Origin of the sequence: Acinetobacter sp. YH01018, assembly GCF_013420295.1 — a bacterium.
Taxonomy (GTDB): Bacteria; Pseudomonadota; Gammaproteobacteria; order Pseudomonadales; family Moraxellaceae; genus Acinetobacter.
This window is the reverse complement of the sequence record NZ_VOYL01000028.1, coordinates 1-19,400: the sequence shown is the minus strand read 5'-3', so window position 1 is coordinate 19,400 and position 19,400 is coordinate 1. Positions and strand designations below refer to the sequence as shown.

Sequence of the window (19,400 nt, the reverse complement as noted above, 5' to 3'; positions counted from 1 at the left end):
GCTTAGTTTTAAAAGCGTAATCTTTTTAAAAAAGGCGTAATTTCTTAAAAAAACAACGAAGAATCTTCTCTACTCAACTCGCTCAGGGTCACTGAAATGAAGAATGAGAGGATTAAATCACGTAAAGATAGATAGACAGAAAATGTGATCCTGCACCGATCAATACAAAAATATGCCAGATAGCGTGGGTGTATCTTACCTTTTTTAACGCATAAAACAATGCACCCACAGTGTATGCAAGTCCACCAACGATCAAATAGGTTAACGCCTCGGCACTTAAATAGCATTGCATGTCATCCATGACCAGTAAGGCCAGCCATCCCATGACCAAATAGGCGATGAGTGAAATTTTCTGGAAACGATGAATGAAAACCAATTTGAATAGTGTGCCAATCAGCGCAATCAGCCAAAGGGCAATTAATAAATAATGCGCTTTAGCCGTAGGCAGGGCGATGGACAGGAACGGGGTATAGGTTCCTGCAATCAGATAATAAATGGCAGTATGGTCCAGTTTTTTGTACCAGCCACGCCGTTGTGGTGATTCGGCAAAATGATACAGGCTGGAAGCAGAAAAAAGTAAAATCATACTGAGTGCGTACACACACAAGCTGACAAATTGCCCAAGCGGTAAATCACTGCCTTTGATCAGCATAAAAATACTGGCAATAAGCGCTAATAATGCGCCAAGTGCATGACTGATCGCATTAATTTTTTCTTCATGTGGATCATAAGCCTGCAGTTGAGAAGTCGTCATTATTTATTTTCTATAATTAAAAATACACTTGTATAGTAATGCAATTTTACCTTTAAAGTAAGAAGTTTTAAACTGATGACCTAATTTATTCGAGTGATATGTATGTCTCAAGCGGCTTCTCCTTTTATTCAGGAACAAAAATTCTTAGATGCTTTTCAGCAAGCCATTGAAACACATAGTTTTGATCGAATGATTATTAGCCAGTATAAAGGTGAGCTGGAACATCTGGAGAAAATGATCTTAAGAGTCATTTCACTGCAAAACCAGCCTGTGCTCAGTTGTCTGTATCGTTATAAGACGCAGGATGTCACTAAAAATTACCCTTTGGCTGAAGCCGTGCCCTTGGTGCAGTCATTGTTGGCGAAATCGAAGCAGGCCAATCTGTTTACCGCGAGTGAAGAACTGCAACTGAAAAAAAACAAGAAGAAAGCCATGCTGAGCAGCAGTAAAAAGGCGATTACGATAGTGAATCCTGCAGAGACCCAGCAAGACCATGACCGTACCAAGCATCGCTATGTCGATCAAGACAGCTATTTTCTACAGCCGCTGGGCATTACCGACCATAAAGCACAGATTATTCCGAGCATGGCACGTAAATGGAAACAGATTAATAAATTTGTCGAAATTTTCTCGGGTGCTCTGGATCAGATTAACCAACATGATCATGCACTGCGTGTGGTTGATTTTGGTTCAGGCAAAGGTTATCTGACTTTTGCTTTATATGACTATCTGGCCAAACATGGGCAGATGCCTTTTGTTACAGGTGTAGAGCTCAATCCGAAAATGGTGGAGTTTTGTCAGGATGTTGCGCAGCGTTCAGCCTTTCAGCAACTGGATTTTTTTCAGGGCGATGTTCGTACCTATCAGCCTGAACATCTCGATGTCATGATTGCGCTGCATGCCTGCGATGTGGCAACCGATTTTGCCATTCATACCGGGATTCGCTTAAATGCGCAAATGATCATGTGTGCGCCGTGTTGTCATAAAGAATTGCGTCCACAGCTGAAAAGCCCTGAAGTGCTGAAACCGATGCTGCAATTTGGCATTCATGCCGGACAGCAGGCCGAAATGCTGACCGATACCATTCGTGCCTTGCTGCTCAGAGCCTATGGCTATGAAACCAAAGTGTTTGAATTTGTGGCGTTGGAACACACCAGTAAAAACAAGATGATTCTGGCCACCAAACGTAAAGATTATAGTGAACCGGATCAGCAGGTTTTGGCGCAGATTCAGGCCTTAAACAGATGTATGGCATTCAAAAACATTCCCTGGAACTGTTGCTAAATGATCAGTGGGATCAGCAGGATATAGGCTGTAAGTGTTAATTCAAAATGAATAAAGCAGTTTGAAAGATGTTTTTATTTTTAGGAAGATGATGGTTGATGACCTCATTTATAATATGCACAGGCAGTTGGAATGAATTGCAAAACGATGCAAAACTGATTCGTGAGCAGGTCTTTATTCAGGAACAAAACATTGCTGCTGCCGATGAATGGGATACACAAGATGCCATTTCTCGGCACTTTGTGGTGTTTGATCAAGCTCAGCCCGTTGCAACAGCGCGCCTGCTGCAAAATAATAGCATTGGCCGGGTTGCGGTTTTAAAGGCTTATCGTAGACAGGGCATTGGCAAGCTGTTGATGCTGGAGATTATTCAGCAGGCTAAACATGAGCAGCGCAAATTTTTGAAACTCTCTTCTCAAGTATATGCCGTGCAGTTTTATGCAGGACTGGGCTTTACTGTGGAAGGAGAGCAATATCCGGATTGCGGCATTGCGCATATTGATATGTATTTAAAATTGCAGTAATTCAATAGCCATTAAAGTAGGTGTAAAAAAGCGGGATACCTCATCCCGCTTTTTTTATTTTCTATAATCAGTGACCATGGGCAGCAGATGCGTTGTGGTCTGCCATATTGGCATGTTCTTGTTCTGTCATATTCATTTCAGCCGCAGTAGGTTCGGAAGCCGAAGATTGCTGCTGGTGTGCAGTATGCGTCTGATTGCGCTTTTGACTTGGCATATAGTCTGGTTCGTTGCTCACGGCAAGATAAAAGATGCCCATAAATAATGCACCTAAAATACACACAATAATGACGGCTTTCCAACCCCAAGATGATTTTTCAGGAGAAGAGTTATTTGTCATAAGAGGACTACCCACTGGATAAATAAAAAATTTAGAACTTATGTAACTTTATAACATAAAAGCCCTGTAAAAGCAGATGAGATTCTGTGGTTTAAAAAAGCATCATGCTCGAGTAAAAGAAGAGAAGCGTCTCGCTTCTCTTCTTTTACAATATTTTTGCACAATAAGATTTAAATTTTTTCGCCTTGGGCAATCTTGTCTTTGAGCAATTGCGGTGCTTTAAAACGTACGCCATATTTAGCTTCAAGGGTATTGGCACGCAGCAGGGCTTTTTCTAAACCGTATTGATTTAAAAATTGCAAAGCACCTCCAGTCCACGGGGCAAAACCAATTCCGAAAATCGAGCCGACATTGCCATCGACTGTCGATTCCAGCACACCTTCTTCCAGACAGCGTAAAGTATCCAGAGATTGCACAAACAGAAAACGGTCAATCATTTCCTGTTCAGAAATATCCGTATCTTTCTGCCATTTTTTCAGGCCCTCCCAAAGCTGCTTTTTACCCCCTTTTGGATAGTCATAGAAGCCTGCACCAGCAGCCTTACCTTTACGGTCAAATTCGTGAATCATGGTCTGAATCACGTCATCCGCAGTTGAGCGTGGCAGATCTTTGCCTTCGGCTTGCAGGGCTTTACGTGTTTCAGTCGCGACATGCTCTGAAAGGGTAAGCGAAACTTCATCCTGAATGGCCAGTGGACCCACAGGCATACCGGCTTTCAGCGCAGCCATTTCAATACGGGCTGGATGTATACCTTCGGCCAGCAGGCGCAGACCTTCCTGAACAAAGGTGCCAAACACGCGACTGGTAAAGAAACCGCGGCTGTCATTCACCACAATCGGGGTTTTGCCAATTTGCTGCACAAAATCATAGGCTTTGGCCAAGGTTTCACTGGATGTGTTTTGCCCTTTGATGATTTCAACCAGCTGCATTTTATCGACCGGACTAAAGAAATGCAGGCCAATAAAATTCGCCGCATTTTTAGAAGCCTGTGCCAAAGCGGTAATTGGCAAGGTCGAGGTGTTGGATGCTATCACGCCACCATCGACCAGATAGGGTTCAGCTTCTTGCGTGACTTTGGCTTTCAGCTCGGGATTTTCAAATACCGCTTCAATGATCAGGTCGCAACCTTGCAAGTCCGCAGCATCCGCCGTTGTCTTAATAACGGCTAAAATTCGATCTCTTTTCTCTGCGCTTAAATGACTCTGTGAGACTTTCTTGTCTAAAAGCTTTTGGCTATAGGCTTTGCCTTTTTCAGCCGCATCGAGAGAGATATCTTTTAGAACTACGGCAATGCCTTTAGATGCAGTGGCATAAGCAATGCCTGCACCCATCATGCCGGCACCTAAAATGCCGACTTTAGACGTTTTCCATTTGGCGATGTCTTTTGGACGGCTGGCACCAGACTTAATCGCATTCAAACCATGCCAGAAGGTGCCGATCATGTTTTTGGAAATTTGACCTGTGGCCAGATAGGTAAAGTAACGTGATTCAATGGTCAGCGCAGTATCGACATCAACCTGAGCACCTTCTACCGCTGCCGCCATAATGGCTTCAGGCGCTGGGTAGCAGCCTTTGGTTTTGTCACGCAGCATGGCAGGCGCAATCGCCAGCATTTGTGCCACGGCAGGGGACGAGGGTGTACCCCCCGGAATTTTATAGCCTTTTACATCGAAAGGTTGTGCAGACTGCGGATTGGCTTTGACCCAGGCAATGGCTTTGTCTAAAAGCTCCTGTTCAGAATCGGCTGTGTCGTGAATCAGCCCTAAAGATTTGGCTTTTTCTACACCCAATTGCTTGCCTTCCATGAGCAAAGGAAATGCATTTTGCAGACCGAGCAGGCGCACCATGCGTACAATACCGCCACCGCCAGGCAACAAGCCTAAAGTCACTTCAGGCAGGCCGAATTTGGTTTTGGCATCATTCAGAGCAATACGATGATGACAGCACAATGCCAGTTCCCAACCGCCACCCAGTGCTGTGCCATTTAAGGCTGCAACGACAGGAATACCGCGGGTTTCGATATAACGCAGCTGGGCTTTCAGCTCTTCAATCATGTTGAAGAATTCAGTGGCATGTTCAGGTGTGGCTTGAATCAGCTCATCCAGGTCACCACCGGCAAAGAAGGTCTTTTTCGCGGAACGGAAAATAATCCCTGCGATATGGTCATCGGCTTTTAGCTTTTTTACAGTTGCTGTTAAGGCATCGCGGAAATCTGCATTCATGGTATTGGCAGACTGGTTGGGAGAATCTAAGGTTAATATGATGATATTGTCGGCATTTTTTTCAAATTGAATTGCGCTCATTTTTGTTCTCCTTATACCAATTCAATAATCGTTGCGATGCCCATACCGCCACCGACGCACAGGGTTGCAAGGCCACGTTTTTTACCTTGACGTTCCAATTCATCCAAAAGTGTGCCCAAAATCATGGCGCCGGTTGCACCCAGTGGATGTCCCAGAGCAATTGCACCACCGTTGACATTGACTTTGGCCGGATCAACATTGAGCTCAGTAATAAAACGCATCACCACGGCAGCGAAGGCTTCATTCACTTCGAACAGCTCTATATCATCAATCGTCAAACCGGCTTTTTCTAAGGCTTTACGTGCAGCTGGAGCAGGGCCGGTCAACATGATGGTCGGGTCGGTACCTACAAGTGCAGTCGATAGCACTTTGGCTCGTGGTTTTAAGCCCTGTTCTTGCACGGCTTTTTCGGATGCTACCAGAACAACAGCTGCACCATCGACGATGCCTGATGAATTACCTGCGTGATGTACATGGTTCACAGCACCTACTTCTGGATATTTTTGCAGGGCAATAGCATCAAAACCCATTTGACCCGTCATGGCGAAGCTTGGATTCAGTTTGCCCAAGCTTTCTGCTGTGGTAGTCGGTTTGATGAATTCGTCTTTATCCAAAATCACCACACCGGCTTTATCTTTTACCGGCACAACTGATTTGTCGAAATAGCCATTGGCTTGTGCGGCAGCGGCCTTCTTTTGTGACTGCTCTGCAAAAGTATCTACATCGGCACGGCTGTATCCATCAATGGTAGCAATCAGGTCGGCACCAATGCCTTGCGGAATAAAGTCACAGGCCATATTGGTTTCAGGGTCCAGTGCCCAAGGGCCGCCATCTGAACCCATTGGTACGCGCGACATAGATTCAACGCCACCAGCAACCACTATATCTTCCCAGCCTGAACGGATTTTCATGGCCGCCATATTCACGGCTTCAAGTCCAGATGCACAGAAACGGTTGATTTGCACACCCGCTACATCATTATCCCAACCTGCAGCAATGGCTGCAGTTTTGGCAATATCAGCACCCTGGTCGCCAATCGGCGTGACACAGCCTAGGACAATATCATCAACCTTTGAAGTATCAAGTTGATGACGGTCTTTTAATTCATTCAGCAATGTGGTGAGTAGGGTAATCGGTTTCACTTCATACAGTGAACCATCCTTTTTTCCTTTTCCGCGTGGTGTGCGAATGGCATCAATGATATAAGCCTTGCTCATGGCATTTCCCTTTTATGATTTTAAAATTTTTATACTTTTTTGAGTGTAATGATTAATTTTCGAAGTGCAATGACGAGAACGGATCAGGTCAGATGATGTTTTTGGTCAATAAAAAAGCCCAAGTCGAAACTTGGGCATAGAGAGAAACTGAAAAGATCGGTTGTGATCAGTGATAACCGTGCAACTGGCGATATAACCCTGGTGTTACGCCGGTCCATTTTTTAAAGGCACGGTGGAAGGTACTGGTTTCACTAAAACCGACCTGCTGTGCGACATCTTCGAGGGTCAAACCTGGATTTAGCAGCAGATGAATGGCGGCATCACGGCGCAAGGCATCTTTCACGCCCTGATAGCTTTTGCCTTCCGCAGCCAGACGGCGACGCAAAGTTTGAGGAGAAAGATACAACATCGAAGCGACATCGTTGAGTGTTGGCATTTCTTCACCAATCTGGCTCTTTAACACTTCACGGATACGAGAAGTCAGCGAGTTGGTGTTTTTGAATTTAACCAGCAACTGTGCAGGTGCAGCTTTGAGGAATTCTTCCAGCGTTTCTTCATTTTGACGCAGTGGAAGATCCAGATAGTCTGCGGCAAAGGTAATTTCGGTACGTGGCGCATCGAATTGCATCACCGGTGCGAAGAACAGGGCATCATATTCATCGGCATGTGCAGGACGTGGGTAGCCAAAATGAACGCGTTCGAGTGGCAGACGGCGTTCGATGAGCCAAGAGGCCAGACCGTGCCAGATCATCAGCATGCTTTCGGTAATGAAGTGATCGGGATCCATGCTTTTAGGAATAAGCGGAACCAGGCGCGCTTCGTGTTTGTCACGTTCCAGAGTCACAGACCATTCATCGCCAAACAGTTTATAGAACTGGGAAGAAAGCTCTAAGGCATCTCCTAGCGTTTTCGCATGAATAATCAACTGACACATAATGGCAAAAGTGCCCAGACGACGTGGCTGTATATCAAAGCCGACATGTTCGTCCTGGGTCACCATCCAGAGCATTTGAATAAATCGGGTATATTGTTCCGGAGAAATACGGGCTTTAGGTTGACGTAATAATTCCGCTTCAATGCCGACATGTGACAATAAAGTTTCGACATCCATGCCCAGACGTTTTACGCCGGTTAAAGCCGCATTGACGAAGTGGATACTAATCGTATCGCGACTCATATTAAATCCTTCAGTCTCTTTCTCTTTTATATTCACTTGCAGTTGACCTAAATGACGCTAAAAATTGTTTGGGTGGCAATTTACAATAGTTGTTGCACCCTATTTACATCTTAAATTGCCGAAATGATCAAGGTAAATGGCTGAACATGACATTGTTTTATGAGTTTTATATTTCTAATATGCATATAAAATCAACATAAAAAGAGAAAAAACGGACATGACTACGGCTTTAAAAGGATTAAAAGTACTTGATTTTTCAACTTTACTCCCGGGTCCATTTGCCACTTTGTATCTGGCAGACCTCGGTGCAGAAGTGATCCACATTGAATCACCTACACGGCCAGACCTGATTCGGTTATTGCCGCCTTATGCCCATGGACAGGCAACAGCGCACAGTTATTTAAACCGTAATAAACAGTCGGTTGCTCTGGATTTAAAAGATCCGCACAACATTGAACTGATTAAACAGAAGATTACTGAATACGATATTGTGGTCGAGCAGTTTCGGCCGGGGGTGATGCAGCGCCTGGGCCTGGACTACGCCACGCTTGCAGCATTGAACCCTCGACTGATTTATTGCTCCATTACTGGCTATGGACAGACCGGAAGTTATAAAGATAAGGCCGGACACGATATAAATTATTTGGCCTTGTCCGGAATTGCTGGACATAGTGGCCGGCAAGAGGGTGGACCACCGGCATTGGGGATACAGGTCGCCGATGTGGCTGGAGGCTCCTTACATGCTGTCATTGGGATTTTGGCTGCCGTGGTGGAACGTGAGCACAGCGGTTTGGGACAATATATTGATATTTCGATGACCGATTGTGTAGCCACTTTAAATAATATGGCAGCGGCTGCCACATTGGCAGGAAATACCAAACAATTTCCCGAACAGTCGTATTTAAATGGCGGCAGTTTTTATGACTATTACCAGACTCAGGATGGCCGTTATTTATCGATTGGGAGTTTGGAGCCACAGTTTATGTCGGGCTTGGCACACATTTTGGATCTTCCCATCCTTGGTGAAAAAGGGGCTTCGTTTGACCCGGCAGATCAGCAAGTCGTCAAGCGGGCGCTTCAGGAAAAGATTCAATCGAAAACTTGGCAAGAGTGGCAAGTGATCTTTACCGATCAGGATGTGTGTGTAGAGCCTGTTTTAACTCTGGATGAAGCCTTGGATTCTCGTTTGGCTCAAGAACGAAAATGGGCAATAGACGTGCCGCTGGCTCCGGACAGCAAGCAGACGGAAACCCAGTTGGCCTGTCCGATTAAATTTTCCCGCTCTAAGGCAGAATATTTATATATCGGGCAGCATTTAGGCGCCGGAAACTGGTAGTTTTCACATGGATTAAAAACATTAACATTGAAAAACAATGTATTCACAATTTGCGCCCAATGTTAAATAAAAAACAGGAGTAGCATCAATATTAGAAAAAAATAATATAAAGGTGAGCAGCTGTGAAGAAGTTATGGAGCACGTTCGGTGTTGGTGTGAGCCTGACCTCTCTCAGCGCTGTATTAAATCCCGCAAATGCAGGCAATACATTTGATTCAAAAAGCCAGTGGATGTTTCGTGACTGGAATGGTCAACGTATAGCATTACAACAAAAAGGTTATGACTTCAGTCTGGGTTATACCGGCGAAGTTGCGACTCTACTGGACTCAGATCATTATTCCAGTCATGGCACTGAATACGCAGATCAGTTTGCAATCGGTGTCCACTTCGATTTAAACAGAATTCTAGGCTGGCAAGACACTGAAGCGCAAATAACCGTGACCGAACGTAATGGCCGTAGTCTGTCGAATAGTTCAGCTGCCTTAAATGGTCATCTCAGTTCGGTACAAGAAGTTTGGGGCCGTGGGCAAACCTGGCGTTTAATGGACTTCTGGATCAAGAAAAAATTCCTGGAACAAAAACTGGATCTCAAAGTGGGGCGCTTTGGTGAGGGTGAAGATTTCAACAGTTTCGATTGTGATTTTCAGAATCTGGCGCTTTGCGGTTCTCAAGTGGGGAACTGGGTCGGTGATCAGTGGTACAACTGGCCAGTGAGTCAATGGGCTGCCCGAGCGAAATATAACTTCACTCCTGACGTCTATGCCCAAGTCGGTGCTTATGAATATAACCCTGAAAACCTTGAACGAGGCAAAGGCTTCAATTTAAGTACCGATGGTTCTCATGGTGCGATTATTCCTGCTGAAGTGGTTTGGACGCCGAAACTCGGCGCGGCAAAACTTCCGGGTGAATATCGTGCAGGTTATTACTACAGCAGCGCCGATGCTGCAGAAATAAAAGAAGCATCTAAAACTGAGCACAAACAAGGTGTCTGGGTTGTGGCCAAACAGCAACTGACTGCACATAACGGTGATTCATCTCGCGGTCTGAGTGCTTTTGTAAACTTAACTGTACATGATCGTGACACAAACAAAGTCAGTGACATGCAAAATATGGGTCTGGTTTATAAAGGTTTAATGGACTTTCGTCCTCAGGACGAGATTGCGATCGGTATAGCCCGTATCAAGATCAATGACGATGTCAATGATGCGAACATTCGCAATAACAGTTTGGATGCCCGTGGCCTACAGAGCGAAGAATACGATACGGAAATTTACTATGGTATTCATGCAACAAACTCGCTCACTATCCGTCCAAATATTCAATATATCCATCAGGTTGGTGCATATAAAAATGGCGAGAATGCTTGGGTTGGCGGTATTAAGTTACAAACAGCATTCTAGTTTCTAGATGATAAGTACTTGGGTTTTATCATTCGATGCTTGGAGCACAACTTTCTTTTGCAGATCGGTTTAATCCAGATATTTAAAATCTAAAAATTAAAAAGGTGCTCATATTTAACTTTAGGTATGAGCTTTAAAAGAATTCTAAAAATAGGTGGTCAATATGAGTACTCCATCTTCAGGTTCAGGGCTAAAAACGATTTTGGCTGTTGTGGCCATCATTTTCGGTTTAGTGCTGCTGATTGGAGGAATATATCTTGCAGTGCTTGGTGGGTCTTGGTACTACATCATCGCAGGTCTATTCTTCATTGCAACTGCAGTTTTATTACACAAATTAAAAAGCTCGGCACTGCTGATTTACGCGGCGCTGCTATTAGGGACTGTGGTGTGGGGGCTTTGGGAAGTGGGTTCTGACTTCTTTGCGCTGGCACCTCGTCTGGACATTTTAGGACTATTTGGTCTTTTATTACTTATTCCTGCGGTGACTCGCGGATTTGAACATCCAAAAGGTGCACAATTGGCTCTTGCAGGCACATTGGTAATCACCATTGCCGTGATGATTTACTCGGTATTTAATGATCCACAGGAAATTCGTGGCGAGTTAAGCACTAAACAGCCTGCAACATCACAGCCTATTCCGGGGATTGAAGATGGTGACTGGCCGGCGTATGGCAGGACACAGTCCGGTTTACGCTATTCTCCGTTAAAGCAAATTAATTCTGAAAACGTAAAAGACTTGCAAGTGGCCTGGGAATATCACACTGGTGAATTCGAAACTGAAAATGACTCGGGTGAAACCACCAATCAGGTCACGCCGATTAAAGTGGGTGACAATATGTACATTTGTACAACTCACCAGAAATTGACCGCACTTGATCCGGCAACAGGTCAAGCAAAATGGACTTATGACCCTAAATTACGTGCTGATAATACCTATCAACATTTAACTTGCCGTGGTGTGTCTTATTATGACGCCAATAACACGGCGGGCTTCGAAGCCAGTCTGGCTGCCAAAACAACGGCTTCAGCCGAGTGCCCTAAGAAAGTGATTTTGCCGGTGAATGATGGCCGTCTTGTCGCGATCAATGCAGACACGGGCAAGGCGTGTACTGACTTTGGTAAAAATGGCGAAGTCGATCTGCAAAAAGACATGCCATTCCCATACCCGGGTGGTTATATCCCGACCTCTCCGCCAGTGGTTACAGGTACAACCATTATTATTGGCGGTTCAACCACCGATAACTATTCGACTGAAGAGCCATCGGGTGTGATCCGCGGTTATGACATCAATACCGGTGAACTGCTGTGGGTATTTGATACTGGTGCTGAAGATCCAAATGCCATTCCTGCGCCAGGCCAGAAATTTGTTCATAACTCCCCCAATGCCTGGGCACCTTTGGCCTATGACGCGAAACTGGATATGGTCTATGTACCTACAGGTGTCGGTACGCCAGATATTTATGGCGGGCACCGTACCGAACTGGATGAACGCTATGCCAACTCCATGCTGGCTTTAAATGCATCTACCGGTAAGCTGGTCTGGAATTTCCAAACCACCCATCATGACTTATGGGATATGGATGTACCAGCGCAGCCGACTTTAGCGGACATTAAAGATAAATCTGGCAATCTTGTTCCTGCAATCTATGTGCTGACGAAAACAGGGAATGCTTTTGTGCTGGACCGTCGTACGGGTAAGGCAATCGTTCCGATTACAGAGAGGCCGGTGCCGCAAACGGTAAAACGCGGCGCACAAACCAAAGGCGAACGTTATTCACCAACTCAACCATTCTCTGATTTTGACCTGGCGCCTAAAGAAAAATTAACCGACAAGCAGATGTGGGGTGCCACCATGTTTGACCAGTTAATCTGCCGTGTAGCGTTCAAGAAATTGAATTATGAAGGGATTTACACGCCGCCTTCAGAAAATGGCACGCTGGTGTTCCCGGGTAACCTGGGCGTGTTTGAATGGGGAGGTATGTCGGTCAACCCCGACCGTCAAATTGCAGTAATGAACCCGATTGGCTTGCCATTTGTGTCCAGACTGATCCCTGAAGATCCGAACCGTAAGCAAACAGCCAAAGGCGCGGGGACTGAACAAGGTGTTCAGCCCATGTACGGTGTACCTTATGGGGTAGAAATCAGTGCCTTCCTTTCACCTTTCGGACTGCCATGTAAACAGCCGGCTTGGGGCTATGTGGCGGGTGTCGATTTAAACACCCATGAAGTGGCCTGGAAACGCCGGATCGGTACCATTCGTGACAGTATGCAGGGTATTCCATTACCGCCATTTAAAATGGGGGTGCCAATGCTGGGCGGTCCAATCTCGACTGCAGGTAATCTGATGTTTTTGGGTGCAACCCAAGACAATTATATCCGTGCCATTAATGTCACCAATGGTGATGAGCTTTGGAAAGGCCGTCTACCGGCGGGTGGTCAGGCAACGCCAATGACATATGAAGCCAATGGTAAACAATATGTAGTCATTATGGCCGGTGGTCATGGTTCATTTGGCACCAAAATGGGCGACTCTATCGTGGCTTATGCCTTACCCGATAAAAAATAAGCTACCTATTTATTCGGTTAAATTTTAAAAGTCCGATTCGTCGGGCTTTTTTATGAAAATAAATGCTAAGGAATAAATAAAATAAGCAATATCATGGAAAATGAATCAAAAAAGGCTGAAAGGCTGTATATCCGTGCAGCTTAGACACACTTATCAATAAAATCGCTATGAAATATGTAAAAAACGCATTTTGTTGATAGATCAAATCTCGTTATGCTGTCCGCCGTTATAATAGAAACTACTAGCTGTACGCCATGTATTTATATACTGATTTTGACCAGCAACTGGTCAATGAACGTGTTGCACAATTCCGTGACCAAACGGAACGTTATTTAGCCGGTAAATTGACGGAAGATGAATATCGTCCGCTTCGTCTGCAAAACGGCCTTTATGTACAACGTTATGCGCCAATGTTGCGTGTTGCAGTGCCTTACGGTCTGATGAATTCAAAACAATTGCGTAAAATTGCGCAATTGGCTCAAGACTATGACCGTGGTTATGCACACGTATCAACACGTCAAAACATTCAGTTTAACTGGCCTGCACTAGAGAACGTACCGGACATGCTGCAAGAACTGGCATCTGTACAAATGCATGCCATCCAGACCTCTGGTAACTGTATCCGTAATACTACGACTGACCAGTATGCGGGTGTGGTTGCGGGTGAAGTGGCTGACCCACGTCCGACTTGTGAATTGATCCGTCAGTGGTCTACATTCCACCCGGAATTTGCCTTCTTGCCACGTAAGTTCAAAATCGCGGTTTCTGCATTAGAAGAAACCGACCGTGCGGCAACTTCATTCCACGATATCGGTGTTTACATCGTACGTAATGAAGCAGGCGAGATGGGCTATAAAATCAAAGTGGGTGGTGGCTTGGGCCGTACCCCGGTGATTGGCAGCTTTATCCGTGACTTCTTGCCACGTGAAGACTTGATTGCGTATTTGGAAGCAGTGCTTCGTGTCTATAACTTACATGGTCGTCGTGACAACAAATACAAAGCCCGTATCAAGATTTTAGTAAAAGCGTTAACACCAGCCGTATTTGCAGAAAAAGTTGAAGCTGAATTTGCGCATACTATAAAAACGCTGAAAATTGATGCAGATACTTTGGCGAAAATGGATGAGAACTTCACGCCATTTGATTACCAAGACTATGCCGATGAAGATTTTACTGAACAGTTTGCAGCGCATCCGAAATTCAAACAGTGGTTCAACATTAACACCAATGCACATAAAGTAAAAGGTTATCGTATTGTCACGATTTCTCTGAAACGTGCCGGTATCGCACCGGGTGACATGACGGTTGAAGAGATGAACCTGATTGCAGACCTTGCTGATAAATATACTTTTGGTGAGTTCCGTACCACACACGAACAAAATATTGCCTTGGTTGACGTACCGCAAAAAGACCTGTTTGAATTGTGGCAGATCCTGGATCAGCACAATCTGGCTCGTGCGCACATTGGTTTTATTACCGATATCATCTGCTGTCCGGGCGGTGATTTCTGCTCGCTCGCAAATGCGAAATCTATTCCAATTTCAGAAGCGATTTCACGCCGTTTTGATGATCTGGATACCATTTACAATTTAGGTAAACTGGATCTCAACATTTCAGGTTGTATGAATGCCTGCGGTCACCACCATGTCGGTAATATCGGTATTTTGGGTGTAGACAAAAAAGGTGCAGAATTCTACCAAATCACGCTTGGTGGTAATGCTGACCATGATGCTTCAATTGGTGACATCCTTGGGCCATCATTTGCAGCAGACCGTATTCCAGATGTAGTGGAAGAAATTCTAAATACCTATCTTGACCTTCGAAATGACGGTGAAGAGTTTATTGATACTTACCGCCGTGTTGGCATTCAACCATTTAAGGAGCGTGCATATGCTTAATACCGCACTACAAGTGCTCTCTAAAGATGGCACGATTGCAGACAATACTTACCAGTTAATTGGTGAAGATGGCGTATTACCAAAGGGTGACGTGGTTTTAACGGTTGAACAGTTAGACCAGATTGCCCATGTTTCAGGTAAAAAAGCACTTTACATCACTGTAGATGCTTCTCCTGAAACCCACGAATTTCCGCTTGATCAGTTAGATGCAATCTTTATTGAATTTGCTGGTTTTAATGATGGCCGTGGTTATTCTTTTGCAGCATTGTTACGTCGCCAAGGTTTTGCAGGCGAACTACGTGCCACTGGCGATGTATTCAAAGATGTGTTGAACTATATGAAGCGTTCAGGTTTTGATACTTTCGTGATTAAAGAAGGTAAAGATATTGCTGAAGCTGCTGCAGGTTTAGGTGATTTCACCAATCCTTATCAAGCTTCTACTGCAGTGCCAAAAGCACATTATCAAACAGGTGCTTGATTGTTTTAAGCAGATGTTAAAAAGCCGGATTGATTCCGGCTTTTTTATGCATGTTTAAATAAAAAATCGAGATTACAGGGCTTCTAACTGGCAATTGACCATCCATTTAATCCCAAACTGATCGGTAAATGCCCCATAGAGTGCACCCCAAAATGTCTTTTCTAAAGGCATTTCTATTTGTCCATTCACAGATAACGCATCAAATAAGCGTTTTGCTTCTGCCTGCTCATGGGCATTCAGATTAATTGAAATATAGTGATTATTCCCTTTAGTGAAAACGGTATTGTTTTGCGCACAGAATTGATCATTGGTATCAGATCCCATTAATTCGGTAAATGCATTAATCGGCAAGGCTACATGCAGAATAAGATTTTTATCTGCTTCAGAAAGCATACTGCCTTCTTCAGATGGCATTTCACCATAACGGGTTAGATTGGAAAACTCGCCACCAAAAACAGATTTATAAAAGTTAAAGGCTGCTTCGGTTTCGCCTTGGAAATTAAGATAATGATTAAGTTGCATGAAAAGCCTTTGTTGTTTTGATGGTTCTAATCTAGCAGGCTTAAGCTTAAATTTAGATGATGAAAATATAAAAAAGTGTAAGCATAAAAAAATCCCTCGTTTAAAGGGATTTTTTTATGCTCTCTCCCTTAGGAAGAAAGTTAGAGGGAGAGGGCATTACCTGACTCCCTCTTTAATTAAGGCAGACTTCAAAGCAATTAAAGCAGTTCAATCGCTACAACAGTCGCTTCACCACCACCAATACACAGGGTAGCAATCCCTTTTTTGCCGCCAGTGCGTTTTAAAGCATGAATGAGCGTCAAGATAATACGAGAACCGGTAGAGCCAACTGGATGACCAAGGGCGCAAGCACCACCGTTAATGTTGACTTTAGCTGGATCAAGTTTGAAGTCATCCATCGGACACATGGTCACCATGGCAAAAGCTTCGTTAATCTCCCAAAGATCGACGTCTTGAGCATCCCAACCAGTTTTATTTAAAACTTTCTGAATGGCACCTACAGGAGCAATGGTAAATTCTGAAGGGTGCTGTGAATTTGAAGCATAGGCCACAATTTTAGCCAGCGGCTTTAGGCCTTTTGCTGCAGCATTATCACTCGAAGTTAAAACTAGTGCAGATGCACCGTCCGAAATTGAGCTGGCATTGGCGGCAGTAATGGTGCCGTCTTTGGCAAAGGCTGGGCGAAGGGTAGGGATTTTTGCAATGTTTGCATTGAAAGGCTGTTCATCTTTATCGACCACAACATCGCCTTTGCTGCTCGATACGGTTACAGGCACGATTTCATCGGCAAAGTAACCTTCATTCACGGCTTTTTGTGCACGTTCTAAAGAGCGAATCGCAAAGTCATCCATTTGTTCACGCGTATAGCCACGGGTATTTGCCATGTCTTGTGCAAATGAACCCATTAAACGGCCTGTTTCTGCATCTTCAAGACCATCCAAGAACATATGGTCTTTAATTTCACCATGACCCATGCGCAAACCACCACGTGCCTTAGGCAATACATAAGGTGCATTAGTCATGGATTCCATACCGCCTGCAACCACAATTTCAGCAGAGCCGGCTTTAATCATATCAGCCGCTTGCATCACGGCTTTCATGCCAGAACCACACAGCTTATTGATGGTGACTGCGCCAGTTGAATCGGGTAGTCCAGCTTGACGCATTGCCTGGCGAGCTGGTCCTTGTTTTAAGCTGGCAGGCAACACGCAGCCCATAATGACTTCTTCGACATCGGTTGCTTGTAATCCAGCACGTGCAATCGCTTCTTTGATACATGCTGCTCCAAGTTCTGGGGCTGTTACACTGGCCAAGCTACCTTGGAAGCCGCCCATTGCAGTACGTGCCCCATTTACGATTACGATGTCTGTCATTGTTCTTTCTCCGAGATTGATTTTTTTAGGGAATTACTTTCCAAGCTTAAGCAGTATATTGAAAAATGAGCTGGAATAAACAAAGATTGTAGGATGTCTTTAGACTGATAAGTTTTTTAGCAGCTCGATAGGTTTTCTATCCGCATATGTCCCATCGCACTCAGAACCAGTTTCTGGTGATGATCAGAAACTATTGAACAGTAATAAAAACTGCCATTTGAACCTATGGGCAAGCCATTTTCCGCTTGAAAAGTTAAGCTGGGAACATTCAAAGTTCCTTTCCAGTCTAAGCGCCCATATTTTAAATCGGTAGATTCTGTATAAATAATTTTTTCACTCGTATCAATTTGCCTATTTTTATTGCTGTCGAGAAAAACCAGTAAACCGGTAGTCCATTGGTTTGTTTGACAATTCACTTTATTTTGACTTGGACATATCACCACATTGCTATGATAAATAGATGCATGCGATTTAGCTAATTGAATCGTTGAAATCAGTTTATTGGTAGTGGTATTGACTTCCTGTTTGGCTTTTATGTCTTGAAAATAAGGTAAAGCAATGGTCGCCAGAATGGCAAAAATAGCCAAAGTAACGATGAGCTCAACTAACGTGAAACCATTTTTGTTTTGAAAAAGCATTTAAAGTGATCCTGTAATATATTTTTTTTAATTATTTGTGTTATTAGTGTTTTGTTTTTTAATTGTTTTTTTGCGGGTAATATTTATTACTCAACTTTTAAGAAAGCTGTTAAAATAATTTGCAAGTGACAATAAGCTATTCATAAGAATAAATTGAGTAAAAAATTACCGAATTACAACGGAAATTGTAAGTAATTTTGTCAATAATTTACTTGATTAAAGTTATCAAGCACTTGGAAAAAAAATAAAGTGTTTGTATGATTCACTGTGAATAGCTTAAGAATAAAACTGGGGTATAAGAAAGCCTATCTCAGAAATAGCCAAATTCTAGGCTTGAGCTTGAACAACAATTGTTATCTCTGGAGGATAAATCCATGAAAATGAGTCGTATTGCATTGGCAATGCTCGTAGCTGCTCCTTTAGCAGCTGCAAACGCAGGCGTAACTGTTACTCCATTAATGCTTGGTTATACTTTCCAAGACACTCAACACAACAATGGTGCTAAAGACCACTTGATGGACTCTACTGATGGTGAGCTACAAGACGATTTATTCGTTGGAGCTGCATTGGGTGTAGAACTTACTCCATGGTTAGGTTTTGAAGCTGAATATAACCAAGTGAAAGGTGATGTAGAAGGCCTTGGCGTACCTGCAGGTGCAGAATATAAGCAGACTCAAATCAATGGTAACTTCTATGCTACTTCTGATTTGATCACTAAAAACTATGACAGCAAAATCAAGCCATATGTACTTTTAGGTGCTGGTCATTACAAATATAAAGCTGCAGGTTCAATTGCAGATGGTGAGTCTGAAGAAGGTACTTTAGGTAACGCAGGTCTAGGTGCTTTCTGGCGCTTAAACGATGCTTTATCTCTACGTACTGAAGCTCGTGCTACTTATAACATCGATGAAGATTTCTGGAACTATACAGCTTTAGCTGGCCTTAACGTAGTTCTTGGCGGTCACTTGAAACCTGCTGCTCCTGTAGTTGAAGTTGCTCCAGTTGAGCCTGTAGCTCCAGTTCAACCAGCTCCACAAGAGTTGACTGAAGACCTTAACATGGAACTTCGTGTGTTCTTTGATACAAACAAATCAAACATCAAAGACCAATACAAACCAGAAATCGCTAAAGTTGCCGAGAAGTTAGTTGAATATCCAAACGCTACTGCTCGCATCGAAGGTCACACAGATAACACTGGTCCACGTGCATTGAACGAACGTTTATCTTTAGCTCGTGCTAACTCTGTTAAATCTTCACTTGTAAATGAATACAATGTAGATCCAGCTCGTTTGTCTACTCAAGGTTTCGCTTGGGATCAACCGATTGCTGACAACAACACTAAAGAAGGCCGTGCTATGAACCGTCGTGTATTCGCGACTATTTCTGGTAGCCGTACTGTTGTTGCAGAACCTGCTCAAGCTCAATAATTAATTATTGATCTAATCTAAAAAAAGCAGCCTTAGGGCCATTGCTGTCCCACAATTTTTCACAAGAGGAAGCTCATTTGAGCTTCCTCTTGTTTTATGGGTATTTTATCGGGTGAAAATAAAGCTTTTAAAGTTCTTCTTTCAAACAAATTCACTTGAATTATTC

Annotated in this window: 15 protein-coding genes and 1 pseudogene; 8 read left to right on the top strand and 8 right to left on the bottom strand. The window is 43.9% G+C overall.

Features of this window, described 5'->3' with window-relative positions:
- Positions 1-112: 112 nt before the first annotated feature.
- Positions 113-754: a hemolysin III family protein gene (locus tag FTT83_RS10325; protein WP_180174885.1), complete on the bottom strand. Its 642-nt coding sequence runs from the start codon at positions 752-754 to the stop codon at positions 113-115.
- A gap of 102 nt (positions 755-856) precedes the next feature.
- Here FTT83_RS10325 and FTT83_RS10320 point away from each other — a divergent pair.
- A pseudogene (locus FTT83_RS10320) lies at positions 857-2,079 on the top strand (SAM-dependent methyltransferase).
- 57 nt (positions 2,080-2,136) lie between these two features.
- On the top strand, positions 2,137-2,562 hold the full coding sequence (locus FTT83_RS10315; RefSeq protein WP_180174886.1) for a GNAT family N-acetyltransferase: 426 nt from the start codon (positions 2,137-2,139) through the stop codon (positions 2,560-2,562).
- Between the two features lie 67 nt (positions 2,563-2,629).
- Here FTT83_RS10315 and FTT83_RS10310 read toward each other — a convergent pair whose 3' ends face one another.
- From FTT83_RS10310 to FTT83_RS10295, 4 genes are all read right to left on the bottom strand, one after another.
- Positions 2,630-2,899, bottom strand: coding sequence for a DUF4199 domain-containing protein (locus FTT83_RS10310; RefSeq protein WP_180044233.1), 270 nt, complete (start codon positions 2,897-2,899; stop codon positions 2,630-2,632).
- A 170-nt stretch (positions 2,900-3,069) separates the two neighbouring features.
- Entirely contained in the window at positions 3,070-5,202 is a 2,133-nt protein-coding gene (locus FTT83_RS10305) for a 3-hydroxyacyl-CoA dehydrogenase NAD-binding domain-containing protein (protein WP_180044231.1), read from the bottom strand.
- A gap of 11 nt (positions 5,203-5,213) precedes the next feature.
- On the bottom strand, positions 5,214-6,419 hold the full coding sequence (locus FTT83_RS10300) for an acetyl-CoA C-acetyltransferase (RefSeq protein ID WP_180176575.1): 1,206 nt from the start codon (positions 6,417-6,419) through the stop codon (positions 5,214-5,216).
- A gap of 166 nt (positions 6,420-6,585) precedes the next feature.
- Positions 6,586-7,596, bottom strand: coding sequence for an AraC family transcriptional regulator (locus FTT83_RS10295; protein ID WP_086195699.1), 1,011 nt, complete (start codon positions 7,594-7,596; stop codon positions 6,586-6,588).
- A gap of 217 nt (positions 7,597-7,813) precedes the next feature.
- Between FTT83_RS10295 and FTT83_RS10290 the strand changes: the two genes are divergently transcribed.
- The 5 genes from FTT83_RS10290 to FTT83_RS10270 all read left to right on the top strand — a co-directional run bounded on the left by FTT83_RS10290 (position 7,814) and on the right by FTT83_RS10270 (position 15,274).
- Positions 7,814-8,932 carry a CaiB/BaiF CoA-transferase family protein gene (locus FTT83_RS10290; RefSeq protein ID WP_180174889.1) on the top strand — a complete coding sequence of 373 codons (1,119 nt, stop codon included), beginning with the start codon at positions 7,814-7,816 and terminating at the stop codon, positions 8,930-8,932.
- A gap of 161 nt (positions 8,933-9,093) precedes the next feature.
- Complete coding sequence (locus FTT83_RS10285) at positions 9,094-10,332, top strand: carbohydrate porin (RefSeq protein WP_257234899.1); 1,239 nt, start codon at positions 9,094-9,096, stop codon at positions 10,330-10,332.
- A gap of 163 nt (positions 10,333-10,495) precedes the next feature.
- A complete protein-coding gene (locus FTT83_RS10280) occupies positions 10,496-12,898 on the top strand; it encodes a glucose/quinate/shikimate family membrane-bound PQQ-dependent dehydrogenase (protein ID WP_180176574.1) in 2,403 nt (800 codons plus the stop codon).
- A gap of 254 nt (positions 12,899-13,152) precedes the next feature.
- Positions 13,153-14,796 carry a nitrite/sulfite reductase gene (locus FTT83_RS10275; RefSeq protein WP_180176573.1) on the top strand — a complete coding sequence of 548 codons (1,644 nt, stop codon included), beginning with the start codon at positions 13,153-13,155 and terminating at the stop codon, positions 14,794-14,796.
- On the top strand, positions 14,789-15,274 hold the full coding sequence (locus tag FTT83_RS10270; protein ID WP_180176572.1) for a DUF934 domain-containing protein: 486 nt from the start codon (positions 14,789-14,791) through the stop codon (positions 15,272-15,274). Before FTT83_RS10275 ends, FTT83_RS10270 begins: the two co-directional genes overlap by 8 nt.
- Positions 15,275-15,346: 72 nt before the next feature.
- On the opposite strand, the gene FTT83_RS10265 is transcribed toward FTT83_RS10270, so the two are convergent.
- The 3 genes from FTT83_RS10265 to FTT83_RS10255 all read right to left on the bottom strand — a co-directional run bounded on the left by FTT83_RS10265 (position 15,347) and on the right by FTT83_RS10255 (position 17,807).
- On the bottom strand, positions 15,347-15,796 hold the full coding sequence (locus FTT83_RS10265) for a VOC family protein (protein ID WP_180176571.1): 450 nt from the start codon (positions 15,794-15,796) through the stop codon (positions 15,347-15,349).
- 197 nt (positions 15,797-15,993) lie between these two features.
- Positions 15,994-17,169, bottom strand: coding sequence for a thiolase family protein (locus FTT83_RS10260; protein ID WP_180176570.1), 1,176 nt, complete (start codon positions 17,167-17,169; stop codon positions 15,994-15,996).
- 116 nt (positions 17,170-17,285) lie between these two features.
- Positions 17,286-17,807 carry a GspH/FimT family pseudopilin gene (locus FTT83_RS10255; RefSeq protein WP_180044212.1) on the bottom strand — a complete coding sequence of 174 codons (522 nt, stop codon included), beginning with the start codon at positions 17,805-17,807 and terminating at the stop codon, positions 17,286-17,288.
- A 374-nt stretch (positions 17,808-18,181) separates the two neighbouring features.
- Between FTT83_RS10255 and omp38 the strand changes: the two genes are divergently transcribed.
- Positions 18,182-19,234 carry an outer membrane protein Omp38 gene (gene omp38, locus FTT83_RS10250; protein WP_180044211.1) on the top strand — a complete coding sequence of 351 codons (1,053 nt, stop codon included), beginning with the start codon at positions 18,182-18,184 and terminating at the stop codon, positions 19,232-19,234.
- Positions 19,235-19,400 lie beyond the last annotated feature (166 nt).

Bases quoted from the DNA above. Each gene is read 5' to 3' on its own strand.
- FTT83_RS10290 (WP_180174889.1), top strand. From the start codon at position 7,814: ATGACTACGGCTTTAAAAGGATTAAAAGTACTTGATTTTTCAACTTTA.
- FTT83_RS10270 (WP_180176572.1), top strand. From the start codon at position 14,789: ATGCTTAATACCGCACTACAAGTGCTCTCTAAAGATGGCACGATTGCA.
- omp38 (WP_180044211.1), top strand. From the start codon at position 18,182: ATGAAAATGAGTCGTATTGCATTGGCAATGCTCGTAGCTGCTCCTTTA.
- FTT83_RS10310 (WP_180044233.1), bottom strand. From the start codon at position 2,899: ATGACAAATAACTCTTCTCCTGAAAAATCATCTTGGGGTTGGAAAGCC.
- FTT83_RS10295 (WP_086195699.1), bottom strand. From the start codon at position 7,596: ATGAGTCGCGATACGATTAGTATCCACTTCGTCAATGCGGCTTTAACC.
- FTT83_RS10305 (WP_180044231.1), bottom strand. From the start codon at position 5,202: ATGAGCGCAATTCAATTTGAAAAAAATGCCGACAATATCATCATATTA.
- FTT83_RS10300 (WP_180176575.1), bottom strand. From the start codon at position 6,419: ATGAGCAAGGCTTATATCATTGATGCCATTCGCACACCACGCGGAAAA.
- FTT83_RS10265 (WP_180176571.1), bottom strand. From the start codon at position 15,796: ATGCAACTTAATCATTATCTTAATTTCCAAGGCGAAACCGAAGCAGCC.
- FTT83_RS10325 (WP_180174885.1), bottom strand. From the start codon at position 754: ATGACGACTTCTCAACTGCAGGCTTATGATCCACATGAAGAAAAAATT.
- FTT83_RS10255 (WP_180044212.1), bottom strand. From the start codon at position 17,807: ATGCTTTTTCAAAACAAAAATGGTTTCACGTTAGTTGAGCTCATCGTT.
- FTT83_RS10275 (WP_180176573.1), top strand. From the start codon at position 13,153: ATGTATTTATATACTGATTTTGACCAGCAACTGGTCAATGAACGTGTT.
- FTT83_RS10315 (WP_180174886.1), top strand. From the start codon at position 2,137: ATGACCTCATTTATAATATGCACAGGCAGTTGGAATGAATTGCAAAAC.
- FTT83_RS10280 (WP_180176574.1), top strand. From the start codon at position 10,496: ATGAGTACTCCATCTTCAGGTTCAGGGCTAAAAACGATTTTGGCTGTT.
- FTT83_RS10260 (WP_180176570.1), bottom strand. From the start codon at position 17,169: ATGACAGACATCGTAATCGTAAATGGGGCACGTACTGCAATGGGCGGC.